Source organism: Sphingorhabdus sp. EL138 (genome assembly GCF_945890115.1).
GTDB lineage: Bacteria > Pseudomonadota > Alphaproteobacteria > Sphingomonadales > Sphingomonadaceae > Sphingorhabdus_B.
Window position 1 is genome coordinate 1 of the sequence record NZ_CAMDCK010000022.1, and the last position, 13,209, is coordinate 13,209.

General features: G+C 53.7%; 12 protein-coding genes and 1 tRNA gene. 8 read left to right on the forward strand and 5 right to left on the reverse strand.

Annotated features, from left to right (window positions below):
• The coding region (locus Q0O07_RS10060; protein WP_295493179.1) for an enoyl-CoA hydratase-related protein at nt 1-457 on the forward strand (457 nt) is incomplete at its 5' end.
• A gap of 227 nt (nt 458-684) precedes the next feature.
• Here the strand turns inward: Q0O07_RS10060 and Q0O07_RS10065 are convergent.
• A tRNA-Ser gene (locus tag Q0O07_RS10065) sits at nt 685-774 on the reverse strand.
• A 163-nt stretch (nt 775-937) separates the two neighbouring features.
• Between Q0O07_RS10065 and Q0O07_RS10070 the strand changes: the two genes are divergently transcribed.
• The 7 genes from Q0O07_RS10070 (at nt 938) to mazG (ending at nt 7,582) form a co-directional block, all read left to right on the forward strand.
• Complete coding sequence (locus Q0O07_RS10070) at nt 938-2,008, forward strand: lytic transglycosylase domain-containing protein (protein ID WP_295493181.1); 1,071 nt, start codon at nt 938-940, stop codon at nt 2,006-2,008.
• A gap of 151 nt (nt 2,009-2,159) precedes the next feature.
• On the forward strand, nt 2,160-2,807 hold the full coding sequence (tmk, locus tag Q0O07_RS10075; protein ID WP_295493183.1) for a dTMP kinase: 648 nt from the start codon (nt 2,160-2,162) through the stop codon (nt 2,805-2,807).
• Nucleotides 2,804-3,769, forward strand: coding sequence for a DNA polymerase III subunit delta' (locus Q0O07_RS10080; protein WP_295493184.1), 966 nt, complete (start codon nt 2,804-2,806; stop codon nt 3,767-3,769). The genes tmk and Q0O07_RS10080 overlap by 4 nt, the downstream gene beginning before the upstream one ends.
• 18 nt (nt 3,770-3,787) lie before the next feature.
• Entirely contained in the window at nt 3,788-5,356 is a 1,569-nt protein-coding gene (gene metG, locus Q0O07_RS10085) for a methionine--tRNA ligase (protein ID WP_295493186.1), read from the forward strand.
• Entirely contained in the window at nt 5,356-6,132 is a 777-nt protein-coding gene (locus Q0O07_RS10090; protein ID WP_295493188.1) for a TatD family hydrolase, read from the forward strand. Before metG ends, Q0O07_RS10090 begins: the two co-directional genes overlap by 1 nt.
• On the forward strand, nt 6,129-6,725 hold the full coding sequence (locus Q0O07_RS10095) for a TIGR02281 family clan AA aspartic protease (protein ID WP_295493190.1): 597 nt from the start codon (nt 6,129-6,131) through the stop codon (nt 6,723-6,725). Before Q0O07_RS10090 ends, Q0O07_RS10095 begins: the two co-directional genes overlap by 4 nt.
• Nucleotides 6,726-6,817: 92 nt before the next feature.
• On the forward strand, nt 6,818-7,582 hold the full coding sequence (gene mazG / locus Q0O07_RS10100) for a nucleoside triphosphate pyrophosphohydrolase (protein WP_295493192.1): 765 nt from the start codon (nt 6,818-6,820) through the stop codon (nt 7,580-7,582).
• A gap of 9 nt (nt 7,583-7,591) precedes the next feature.
• On the opposite strand, the gene hflX is transcribed toward mazG, so the two are convergent.
• The 4 genes from hflX to Q0O07_RS10120 all read right to left on the reverse strand — a co-directional run bounded on the left by hflX (nt 7,592) and on the right by Q0O07_RS10120 (nt 13,205).
• The gene (hflX, locus tag Q0O07_RS10105) at nt 7,592-8,929 is read right to left on the reverse strand and encodes a GTPase HflX (protein ID WP_295493194.1); all 1,338 of its coding nucleotides are present in this window, start codon (nt 8,927-8,929) and stop codon (nt 7,592-7,594) included.
• Nucleotides 8,926-9,423 carry an RNA chaperone Hfq gene (gene hfq, locus Q0O07_RS10110; protein ID WP_295493196.1) on the reverse strand — a complete coding sequence of 166 codons (498 nt, stop codon included), beginning with the start codon at nt 9,421-9,423 and terminating at the stop codon, nt 8,926-8,928. Before hfq ends, hflX begins: the two co-directional genes overlap by 4 nt.
• A 114-nt stretch (nt 9,424-9,537) precedes the next feature.
• The gene (locus Q0O07_RS10115; protein ID WP_295493198.1) at nt 9,538-10,938 is read right to left on the reverse strand and encodes a sigma-54 dependent transcriptional regulator; all 1,401 of its coding nucleotides are present in this window, start codon (nt 10,936-10,938) and stop codon (nt 9,538-9,540) included.
• 2 nt (nt 10,939-10,940) lie between these two features.
• Nucleotides 10,941-13,205, reverse strand: coding sequence for an ATP-binding protein (locus tag Q0O07_RS10120; protein WP_295493200.1), 2,265 nt, complete (start codon nt 13,203-13,205; stop codon nt 10,941-10,943).
• Nucleotides 13,206-13,209: the final 4 nt, after the last annotated feature.

Genomic DNA, 13,209 nt, shown 5'->3' on the forward strand with positions numbered 1-13,209 from the left:
AGGCGTTGGCTGCTCCATTGGCCTATGCGGTGATTTCGTTATCGCGGGTAAGTCTGGTTATTTTCTTCAGGCATTTGTGAATATCGGCCTCGTTCCCGACGGCGGCGCATCGTGGATGCTCCCACGCTTGGTCGGCAAAGCCCGCGCAACAGAAATGATGTTGCTCGGTGAGAAAATCAGCGGTGAAAAAGCGGCGGATTGGGGCATGATCTACAAATGCGTTGAAGATGAAGCCTTACAAACAGAAGCCCGCGCGCTGGCTAGCCGGCTCGCCAACGGTCCTACCGTGGCATATGCAGTGATGCGCAAAAATATACTGACCGCGCTGGAAAACTCGTATGCCGAACAATTGCTGGCGGAAGCCGAAGGGCAACGGATTGCAGGAAGCACCGCCGATGCAAAGGAAGGCGCTCTCGCCTTTGTGGGAAAACGCAAAGCAAGCTTTAAGGGGCAATGAGAATTGGGGGCAGCCTGAGCTGAACGCGCGCGTTACCTCAGGTGCCGCCTTTTCAGTATGTGCTGAGCTTTTTATCCGAGCGGCGATATGTGTCGCTCGGCCTAAGACGTCCCTTGGACACGAATGGCCGCAAGGCGCGTTTTGTCGGTCAGCGCCAAATGCTTCCATATTGCCTCACGGCATCTAACACGTCCCGAAAGAGCGCGTTGTTTATTTGGAAGAGATAGTGGCGGACAGGGTGGGATTCGAACCCACGGTGAGCTTCCACCCACGACGGTTTTCAAGACCGTTGCCTTAAACCACTCGGCCACCTGTCCACTTACGAAGCGTGCCCTAGCCAGTGCGGTTTGCGATGGCAAGCCATAGATGCCGTGCACTGTCACCAATGTGCACGATGAAATGTTGGCCTGCTGGGACCAAAACCATTCACAGCCCTGATGCGTTGTGGCATTATGACTCAATCCAACATGAGGGGGCCGCGTGCGCTTTTACCGTAAAATTTTGATGACGATGTTGATTTGCGCAGGTGCTTTCGTGCTTGGCACAGAATGTCTAGCACAGGATATTGGCACAGACGCAGCGCAGGGCACAGAAGCGCAGGAGGTCGCTTTCCGGTCCTATCTGGCACAAGTGCGGCAACGTGCCTTACAAGAGGGTGTGACGCAAGCGACACTCGACCGCGTGCTGCCGTCGATTAGGTATAATGATCGCGTGGTTCGGCTTGACCGGCAACAACCAGAAGGAGCGTCTAGCGCGCCAGTGCCCAATTTTGCACCTTATAAGGCCCGCCATGTCGATGCATCGCGCATCAGCCGGGGCCGCGCCAAATATGCTGAGCTTCGTCCGTTACTCAAACGCATTGAGGATGAGACGGGCGTGCCTGAAGATATTATGATTGCCATTTACGGACATGAAACCGATTATGGATCCTTCATGGGTAATTTCAACGCACCTGAAGCCTTAGCCTCTTTGGCGTATGAAGGACGTCGCCGCGCATTGTTTGAGGGCGAGTTGATCGCCGCACTCAAAATGATAGACAAAGGCGTGCCGCAATATGCGATCACCGGAAGCTGGGCCGGGGCGTTGGGTAAGCCACAATTTCTGCCATCTGTATATTTGCGCCTCGCGCGGGATGGCGATGGTGACGGCTATGCCGATATTTGGCGGAGCGAAGTCGATGCGATGACCTCCATCGCCAATTATTTCGTCAATGCGGGTTGGCGGCGTGGCGAGGATTGGGGATTTGCAGTTAATGTGCCTGCGTCATTTAATCGGGGCATCATGCGATCGCGGATGACGTCGCCGCGATGCCCCCGCGTCTTTGCGCGACACAGCCAATGGCGCACAATCGCGGAATGGCGGCAGCTAGGCATTTCGCCGCAGCGAGGATTTTGGCCCAATGACAATATCATGGCGACGTTGATAGAGCCTGATGGGGTGGGCAATACTGCCTATCTTCTCGGCGGCAATTACCGCGTGATCTTGGACTATAATTGTTCCAATTTCTATGCGTTGTCGGTCGGGCTGTTGGCGGACGAGTTGCGTAACTAGGTTTTTGAGTTGTCCTCGCTGACCGCTATACGCGGCAATTGAATTCGACTATCGGATACCTGAAGGAGGCGGCTATGCCTTTTGCGATATTCGATGATGGAACAGAAGAATTTATGCGTGATATTGCGGACGACCTAACGAGCCGGGCATCATGGGTGCGCCTGTGACCGCACGCGGCCGTTTTATATCGATCGAAGGCGGCGAGGGGGTTGGCAAGTCGACTCAGATTGCAGCACTCGCCGCGTTCATCACACAATATGGATTTGAAGTTGTTTTAACCCGCGAACCAGGTGGAACCGACGGCGCGGAAACCATCCGGCAGTTGGTGCTTGGCGGAAGTGCTGAACGGTGGATGCCGCGCGCCGAGGCATTGTTGTTCGCCGCCGCACGCAGCGACCATGTCGAGCGGCTCATCGAGCCGGCCTTGGCCAGCGGAAAATGGGTCATTTCTGACCGCTTTATCGATAGTAGCCGTGCATATCAGGGTGCGGGCTCCGGCCTGTCCGATGCCGATATCATGACGCTGCACCAGATTGGCAGCCATGGCATGTTGCCGGATCGGACCTTAGTGCTGCGGCTCGATACCAAGGAGGCCGCAAGCCGCGCGGCTGCACGTGACCAGAACCAGCCTGACCGCATTCAGGGCCGCACAGAGATTTTTCATTCGGACGTCGATGTGGCCTTTGTGAGCTTTGCTGAGCGTGAACCGCGCGTTCGGCTTGTCGATGCGTCGGGTGCGACGGACGCGGTAACAGCGCGGCTGCTGGCCGAAATTAGCGACCTGTTGGAGCCGGCATGAACGTTTATGTAGGACATGATAAGCCGTGGCGGCAGTTCGCGACCGCTTGCGACAGTAATAAGGTCCACCATGGCTGGATATTATCTGGGCCACGGGGCATCGGCAAATCTGCCTTTGCATTGCGGGCAGCAGCCATGCTGGTCGACCCAGAAAATGCCTATGCCAGCATGATTGCGCGCGGGTCGCATCCCGATATCCTATCCATCAAACGGCTGCCAAAAGAGGCATTGAAGGAAGATGACGACATTGATGATGTCACCGAGTTCAAGCGCAGCATCACCGTCGATCAAATCCGCGGGCTTCAGCAATCGCTAACTACCCGTCCCGGTTTAAGCAACCGGCGCGCGATTATCATTGATGCGGCGGACGACTTGGAGCGGGGCGGGGCCAACGCATTGCTCAAATCGCTAGAAGAACCGCCCGTTGGCACTTTTTTCTTCCTCGTCAGCCATGCCAGTGACCGGTTGCTGCCGACCATTCGGTCGCGCTGCCAGATCCTTCGGTTTGAGGCATTGAACGATGCCAACATGGCCGACATATTACAACGCGCGGCGCCAGAGGTGGGGGCGGACGAACTGCAAGCCCTTATCCGTTTGGGCAATGGTACACCGGGGCAAGCGCTGGATTTTCTTGGTCTTGATCTCAAGGAAATTGAGGATGCCATGACGTCCATCTTGCGTACGGGTGACCGCGACAATGCATTGCGCAGTGGCTTGGCGGACAAATTGGCGTTAAAGGCTGCGCAACCGCGTTATGAGGCTTTCTTGCGCCGCGCGCCGTCGTTGATAGCGGAGTATACGCGAAAGCTGGATGCCACGCAGGCGAGCAATGGTGTCGCTGCTTGGGAGGCCGCAAGCGGGCTTGCCGCGCGCGCCATTGCCTTAAGTTTAGACAAACAAAGCGTCGTCTTTCAAATGGGAAGCTTGCTGGCATCGTTTCAAGCGCATACAGCGCGCCCATAGCCATTTTTAAGAGTATCCATGTCCGAACCGTTCTACATCACCACCGCAATCGCTTATCCCAATGGGAAGCCGCATATCGGCCACGCCTATGAGGCAATCGCCACCGACGCTATTGCACGTTTTCAGCGGCTGAATGGCCGCGAAGTCTGTTTCGTTACCGGCACCGATGAACATGGCCTAAAAATGGACCAGACGGCACGGGGACTGGGCAGGGAAACGCGCGATCTTGCGGATGAAATGTCATCTTATTTCAAACAAATGTGCGCAACTCTTGATATTTCTGCTGACCATTTCTGCCGGACCACAGCCGATAATCATCACAAAGCGAGCCAGGCGATTTGGAAGCGGCTTGAAGCGAACGGCGATCTCTATCTGGACCGATATGAGGGGTGGTACTCTGTCCGCGACGAAGCATATTATGACGAAGCCGAACTCACCGAAGGGGAAGGGGGGCAGAAGCTTTCACCCCAAGGTACGCCGGTTGAATGGACGGTTGAGGAAAGCTGGTTTTTCCGGCTCTCCAAATATGAAAAGCCATTATTGGACTATTACGCAGCCAATCCGGAATTCATTCGCCCCGACAGCCGCAAAAATGAAACCGTCAAATTTGTCGAAGGCGGGTTGAAGGACTTGTCCGTCTCGCGCACCAGCTTTGACTGGGGCGTCAAGGTTCCGGGCAGCGAGAACCACGTCATGTATGTCTGGCTCGATGCGCTGACGACTTATATCTCAGCCATTGGGTTTCCAGATGACACCGAGGAGTGGCGCAAATTCTGGCCAGCAAGCGTCCATATCATCGGCAAGGACATTGTCCGGTTCCACACGGTATATTGGCCCGCATTCCTCATGTCGGCAGGCTTGCCCTTGCCAAAAATGGTGTTCGGCCACGGCTTTTTGTTGTCACGCGGCGAGAAAATGTCAAAATCTTTAGGCAATGTAGTAGATCCGATGGAACTGGCTGAGTTATTTGGCGTCGATGCCTTGCGCTATTTCCTGCTGCGCGAAGTCAGCTTTGGGCAAGATGGTAGCTATAGCCCAGAGGCCATTGTCACGCGCGTTAATGCTGACTTGGCGAATAGCTTTGGCAATTTGGCGCAGCGGACCTTGTCGCTGGTTTTTAAAAACTGCGAGGGATATCTTCCGGCGATTCACGGCCATCATCCCGATGATCAAGCCTTGCTGGAATTGGTTGGCAATGCCGTTTCTGTCCAAATTCCGACCCATTTTGAAGATCTCGCCATGTCGCAAGCTTTAGAAGCTTGGATGCAAGCCGTGTTTGCATGTAACGCCTATGTCGACGTGCAGGCACCATGGGCGCTGAAGAAAACAGATCCCGAGCGGATGGAGACTGTTTTGGCGACATTGTTCATCTGCATCGCACAACTGGCCATAGCCGTGCAGCCATTCATTCCCGGGTCAGCTACTAAGCTGCTCGATCAGATGGGTGTGCCCGATGATGTACGTAATTATGCACGTGCCGGGTCGCATTGGTATTCGCCACTGGCCGAAGGTGGTTTCCAAATTGCCCAGCCTGTAGGCCTGTTCCCACGGCTGGAATTGCCGGCGGAGGAGGGGGCCGCCGCCTGATGTTCGTCGATTCCCACTGCCACCTCAATTACAAGGGCTTGGTCGAACAGCAGGCCGAGATACTTGCGCGCGCGCGCGAAAATGGGGTGTCGGCGATGCTCAACATTTCGACGCGAGAGTGCGAATGGGATGATGTCATTGGCCTTGCCGAACAAGAGACTGATGTGTGGGCGTCCGTCGGTATTCACCCGCATGAGGCGGACCAGCATGTCGGGATGGACTGCGCCAAACTTGTTACAAAATCAGCACATCCACGTGTTGTGGCCATTGGCGAGACGGGCCTCGATTATTATTACGACAAAAGCGACCGAGCACAGCAAGGCGCGGGCTTTCGCGAGCATATCAAGGCGTCGCGGGAAACGGGCCTACCTATCATCATTCACACCCGCGATGCGGAAGCAGATACGGCGGCGATACTGACCGAAGAAATGCGGGAAGGCACCTTCACTGGCGTTATTCATTGCTTCACGGCCAGCGCCGATTTTGCGCGCATCGCCTTGGATTTGGGCCTGTATATCTCGCTGTCGGGTATTGTGACCTTTAAGAATGCCCAAGACATTCAGGATGTGGCCAAATGGTTACCTGCGGATCGCTTATTGGTGGAAACCGATGCACCATTTCTCGCGCCAATTCCGCATCGTGGCAGAACTGGGGAGCCGGCCTTTGTAGCAGATACCGCGCGCTTTGTAGCGCAATTGCGCGAAGTTGCCCCTAAAACGCTGGCGCAGCAGACTTCAGACAATTTCTACGACCTGTTTACGAAAGCCAGTCGATGAACATCATGGAGGATGGCCCATCGCTGATTTGGGGTGTTATATGCATATTGCTGCTTGTTAGCTCGCTTGCGGCGCGGCGCTTACCCTTGGGCTATGTTGCCAAGGCTGGCCTCGCTTGGCTCGCCATTTTTGCGGCCTTGTTCGCCATTTTCAGCTTCCGGTTTGAATTTATCGGCATTTGGGAGCGCGTAAAAGCCGACATATCGGGCACCGCCGGACAAAGCATTAGCGGTGAAGCCATTGAACTGCGCCGACAAGACGATGGCCATTATTGGCTCATGGTCGACATAAACGGCAAACCCGTGCGCTTCATGATCGATAGCGGTGCGACGACGACAGCGATTAACGCAACTACAGCAAGCGAGGTCGGCGTTGAAGCCGATGGCTATCCAATCATCCTTAGTACCGCAAACGGCCGTGTAGCCGCTAATCGGGCAAATGTTCGGTTGTTGACTGTAGGTCCGCACCGGATTGAAAACCATCCAGTGGTCGTGTCGGAGAGCTTTGGCGACGTGAACCTATTGGGCATGAACTTCCTCAACAGCATGCAAAGTTGGCGCGTGGAAGCTAACATGATGGTGCTTCAACCGTGAATAAGCATATGGCAATTGATACGGACGCAAGGCTGATAGAATATGTTAATTAACATAATATATATTATCGAACTTATTGATGTGGCCAACTGATGCGCGCAGATATTACCCCTCTTACGGTTATCATGGCTCGCTTGCGTGATCGTGACACGGGCTGTCCATGGGATATTGAACAAAACTTTGCGACGATTGCCCCTTACACTATTGAAGAAGCGTATGAGGTTGCGGACGCAATCGAGCGAAATGATCTGGATGCGCTAAAAGACGAACTGGGTGATCTGCTGCTTCAAGTTGTATTTCACAGCCAGATGGCAAGCGAATTAGGCGCTTTCGACTTGCAGGACGTCGTGAATGGCATTTGCGACAAAATGGTGCGCCGCCATCCGCATGTGTTTGGAGGTGTTACAGCCAAAAGCCATGAGGTGCCTGACAATTGGGAAACCATAAAGGCGGCTGAACGCAGCGGCGATGAAGATAACAGCGCCTTGGCGGGAGTGGCCCTCGCCCTTCCCGCTTTATTGCGTGCCCAAAAAATTCAAAAGCGCGCGGCGCGTACAGGATTTGACTGGCCGGACCAATCCGGTGCACGGAAAAAGATTATTGAGGAGTTAGAAGAGGTTGAAGAAGCCATTTCAGATGAACATGTTGCGGAAGAAATAGGCGACTTGCTATTCGCCGTCGTTAATTTCGCGCGCTTTCACAAGGTAGACGCAGAATTTGCGTTGAAGCAAGCAAGCGCCAAGTTCGAACGGCGGTTTCGCGACATGGAAATGTCTGCGGGCGACGCTTTTGCGGGGTTATCACTCGATGAAAAAGAAGAATTATGGCAGCAAGCCAAATCAAAAGAGAAAACTTAAGGCACAGACTTAAGTATCGGCCTGTTCAAGTTGTTTTTCAAATTGCTTTTCGAACTGGCCCCATAATTGGCGGCTCAGTGACACATCGACCGAGACAATGTCACCGTCAACATGCTGCCCGCTCACCACGCCGCGCCCATGCAACCACGCTAAAGCCGCGCCATTATCTGTACGCAATTTGACGGTGCGCAGTTCATTTCCTTTAGCGATAAGCGCAGTGAGATGGGCCTTGATTGCATCAATGCCGTCACCTGTAACTGCAGATATCATCAAGAGATTATCGTCACGCGCAGCCATGCCCGATAACTCCGCCCGCCGATCATCATCCAAAAGATCTAGCTTGTTCCAAATTTCAACCATGCGCGGCTGATTTCCCGCCTGCTCATCATCCAGTACCCCCAGATCCCGCAGAATCTGCAAAACATCCTCTCTCTGCGCATCGGTCTCGGGATGCGAAATGTCACGTACATGGACGATAATGTCGGCCGATATCACTTCCTCCAATGTCGCGCGAAACGCGGCGACCAATTGCGTTGGCAGATCCGAAACAAAACCAACTGTGTCGGACAATATCGCCTTTTCCACCCCGGGGAGCGTGATTTGCCGCATCGTTGGGTCTAACGTCGCGAACAACATATCTTCGGCAAGGACGGTTGCCCGCGTCAACCGATTGAACAGTGTCGATTTACCCGCATTGGTATAGCCCACCAATGCGACTACTGGCCAAGGTGCGCGTTTGCGCCGGGCGCGATGCAAAGAACGGGTCCTTTTCACCTCTTCCAATTCGCGTCGCAACCGCGCCATGCGGTCTCGGATCATTCGACGGTCCGCCTCAATCTGCGTTTCACCTGGACCGCCCAGAAAGCCGAAACCACCCCGCTGCCGCTCCAAGTGAGTCCAGCTACGGACCAATCGCCCCGCTTGGTAATCCAGATGCGCTAACTCGACCTGCAATCGTCCTTCGGCCGTGGCGGCGCGTTCGCCAAAAATTTCCAGGATAAGCCCAGTCCGGTCAATCGTCTTCAGTCCTGTGCGTTCTTCGAGGTTCCGTTGCTGAATAGCGGTCAGCGAAGCATCCACGATCAGAAGATCAGCCTCCAAATCGCGGCCCATCTCGGCTATTTCTTCAACTTGGCCTCCGCCGAGCAGCGTCACTGCACGCGGTGAACGTACCCGATAATGCTTTTTGCGAACAACATTCAGGCCAATGGCTAGCGCAAGCCCCTCAGCTTCGGCAAGGCGCGCCTCCGGCCCCACAGAGGCCCGTCCAGGCAACTCGGGATATATGACTAACGCGCGCGCGCCACGCGCGAACTCGTCCGTTTCGCTGCGTTCAAAACCGCTCAAATATCGATCTCATCGACGCCCTGGTTATAATCTGCAAGGTTCACGGGATTCGCTGGCTGGATGGTGGATATGGCATGCTTATATACAAGCTGCGTCGTGCCATCCCGTTCCAGCATGACCGAAAAAAGATCATAAGCGACAATGGCGCCTTGAAGCATCACGCCATTCACGAGAAAGGTCGTAACCGATTCATTCTTGTCACACATTGCGTGGAGAAAAACATCCTGCAGCATACCGGGCCGGTGGGTGGTGCGTGACATCATCTCATCGAATAATGAACGGTCCGGCGAAGTAGAAGGCATAATTGTGGATATGGAATGCTTATAAACAAGCTGCGACAGGCCATCTCGGCGCAACAGCACCGAGAAGTTGTCAAACCACGTTACAACACCTTGAAGTTTGACGCCCTTGACCAAAAACATAGTCACAGGGGTCTTCGATTTTCTGAGGGAGTTCAGAAAAAGGTCTTGAAGTCCGTTATTTTTTTCAGTCATTGTGATTATCCGTTTATATTTATCGTTACGCCAATTGTTGCAGATTCAGATCAAGCATCCACATCACCCAGCGGGATGAAACTTACACGAATGAAGCCAAGTTCGCAATTGCGCTCAAGCTTCTACGTCGTCACTAAAATCCATTGCATTTTTGCGGACAGAAATGCCCAATAGCTTTAGCTTCCGATGCAGCGCAGATCGCTCCATACCGACAAAGGCGGCTGTTTTTGAAATGTTGCCGGAGAAACGTTTGATCTGGACCCGCAAATATTCGCGTTCAAATGCTTCGCGCGCCTCACGCAATGGCGCCCCCATTAGGGACGTGACATTATGCTCTGCGCCTTCATAGCTATTGATGATCTCTGACGGCAGCATATCCGCCTCAATCGTCGCAACCCCTTCTGCGGGGGCCAATATGATGGTGCGTTCAATGATGTTACGCAATTGCCGGACGTTGCCAGGCCATTCACAGGCCTGAAGCGCCGCCATCGCATCACCCGAAAATTTAGGTGGCGAAATGCGGTGCTCGGATGCAAAGCGCGCGGCATAATGGTTGACCAAGTCGGGAATATCTTCGCGTCGTCCCGACAAGGGCGGAATTTCAACCGGAACAACGTTTAACCTGTAAAATAAATCTTCGCGGAACCGCCCTTCGGAAATTTCGACAGCCAGATCGCGCGCAGTGGCCGACACGAAACGGACGTCGACACGTATTTGCCGGTCGCCGCCTACCCGGACAAAGCTCTGGTCGGTTAACACGCGCAGAATCTTGCCTTGTGTGGTTCGCGGCATATCCGCAACTTCATCTAGGAACAATGTCCCGCCATGCGCTTTTTCCAACATGCCCGCCTGCACAAGCCGGCCATCCTGTTCGATACCAAACAATTCTTCGTCAAATCGTTCGGGAGACAATCGCGCCGCGCTCACGGACACAAAGGGCGACCCTGCCCGTGGGCTCCAGCTATGCAGCAATCGAGCAGCAACCTCCTTGCCAACCCCTGCAGGCCCTGTGATGAGCATTCGGCTTCCTGTACCAGCGACCTTCTTAAGCGTTGCGCGCACAGAGTTAATCGATACCGACGAACCGGTAAGTTCCTCCGAATGCCCTACCCGCGCCTTCAGGTCAGCATTTTCCGCGCGAAGCCGTTCCGTTTCGGTTGCCTTTGAAACGAGGTGCAACAACTTACTGGCTTCAAAAGGCTTTTCGATAAAATCAGCCGCGCCTTGCCCGATAGCCGCAACAGCAGTGTCGATATTCCCATGACCAGAAAAAACAATGACCGGAATTTGCGGATCGCGGATTTTGATCGCGCGTAACAACTCAATACCGTCCATCGATGAACCGCGCAGCCAGACATCAAGCAATATCAAAGACGGCAAACGTTCATCCAGGGCTGCTAAAGCCTCATCCGCAGAAGCTGCCGTTCGGGTACCATAGCCCTCGTCATCAAGCACTCCGGATACCAAATCCCGAATGTCCTGTTCATCGTCTACAATCAATATGTCGAGTGCCATAATTAGCCGATAACCTCATCTGGATTGGAAAGGGGTGCGGAAGAATTTACTTTCCCCGCCTTGGATGCCACGAATTGCGGGTTGAATTTCAATGTCACGACCGCGCCAACGGGATCATTGTCTGACAATGAAATTTCTCCGAAATGTTCTTCAATAATCTTTTTCACAATCGCAAGTCCCAGCCCCGAGCCGCTGGCGCGGTTAGTGATATAGGGCTCCATAATACGTTGGCGGTCTGGCGGCAGGCCAATGCCATTGTCCGCAATGCGGATTACCAACGCCTCCATATCCATCCACAGATCAATGGATATAGCTCCATCAACTGGCGCTGATTTTCTTTTTTCTTCAATGGATTCTGCTGCATTTTTAAGAATATTTGTAATAGCTTGTCCCAGCTGCCGTCTGTCAGAAATCAGATTGGGGACTGCGCCGCTTTGGCGATAGCTAAACATGATGTCGGGGTGCGCTACTTCAAACAAGAATACCGCTTGGCCAACTATATCATGCACATTTTCGTTACGGAACAATGGCTTAGGCATACGGGCAAAGGATGAAAATTCATCGACAATGTTGCGCAAATCCCCGACCTGTCGGACAATAGTGCTGGTCAATTGTTCGAATATCGCCTGATCCTGGAGGATATTCTTGCCAAACCGGCGTTGCAGGCGCTCTGCTGCCAACTGTATCGGGGTCAGCGGATTTTTGATTTCATGGGCGATACGGCGCGCGACGTCTGACCATGCCGCGCTGCGTTGGTCTGCCAATTGCTGGCTAATGTCTTCAAAAGTCACCACACTGCCCTGCTCCCGCGGCGATACGGTTACAGCCACCGTGAGTGGTTCAGGTCCGTCGCCCAATTGCACAACGCCACGCGGGCTTTCGCTGGCTAATGCCGCCAATGCAGGTGCAACACTTGCAAAATTTTGACCAACAATCGTTTCAAATGTGTTTTTCAGCAGCTTTTCCGCCGTAGAGTTGGCGAGTTGGACCACGCCATCGCCGTCAACGGATACTACGCCGGCGGACACAGATTCCAGAACAGCCTCGATAAACAGACGTCGTTCGCCAAGTTGATGATTAGTCGCTAACAATACACTTGTCTGTTGCTGCAGGCGTTCTGTCATGCGGTTGAAGGATTGCGAGAGAAACGCAACTTCATCGTTGCGATATTGGTCAATGGTGACGCGCGCGGACAAATCACCTTCTGCAATCAATTGTGCCGCGTTCACGAGATTATTGACCGGACGCACAAGGCGGTCGGCAACCCGCAAGGCGACCCACAAAGTGATCCCGATGATCATTAACGATACAAAATACAGCGCGAGATTGAACTGGATTTGCAGCGTGCGTGACCGACTGACCATATCGTCATAATCTTGAAGCACCGTTTGTGCTTTTTCACCTAGCGCAAAGGATGGAACTGATAAGGCCCGACTGGCGTATAAATAACTGCGCGGTGTGTCGAATAATATAGTTACCGCTTCAATTCTGTCCGCGCGGTTGACAATAACCGTCCCCTCACCCGCGTTCAATTTCTTCAAAATGTCTGCGGCGATCCAGTCCTGCTTCCGGCCATCATCTTCGGTCGCAACCGCCTCTGTCCTTTGAACGCCATCGCCACCCACCGAGACAATTGCAGATTCGCTTAACCGCCTGCGGAACACCTGTTCCAGATAATAGCTCAAAAAAGCCGGATCATCGGCGTTGGTTTGGCTTAATGCGTTTCGGAAGTCCCCAGCCATAGTGACCGTTTCGTCGCCGACATCCTTGGCGTTGACTTCATAATAGCCTTTTGCCAATTCCCCCGCATTTTCCAACATCCCGCGCGCCGAGCCCGAGAACCAAAATTGGATACCGCTTTGAAACAGCAATGATGCGAAGATGACGAGAAGTACGGTAGGCACCGCAGTGATCGCCGAAAAAATCGCGACTAAACGCACATGCAAGAGTTGCTTGCTGCCGATGCTGCTACGCTCTGCGCGCTTGAGCGCAACGCGGCGGCCGAACAAAACAAGGAGCAAGGTAGCGGGCAACAAGTTGCTGACGAGCATTGTTGCCGATGCCGCGGGCGCCAGTGGTTCCGATTGCGGCCCTTGCCCCATCAAAAGCATAGCGGTGATCACGCCTACCACGATCAACATCACGGCGCTGGCAATTTCCAAAAATTTTATGGACTGACTTTTGCCGAGTAGGTCGGCAACCCGTTCAAAAAGGCGACGGACAGCAGAAGGTGCGCCTCGTTCTGCTCCAAAGTCCTTTGTTGCCATAAAG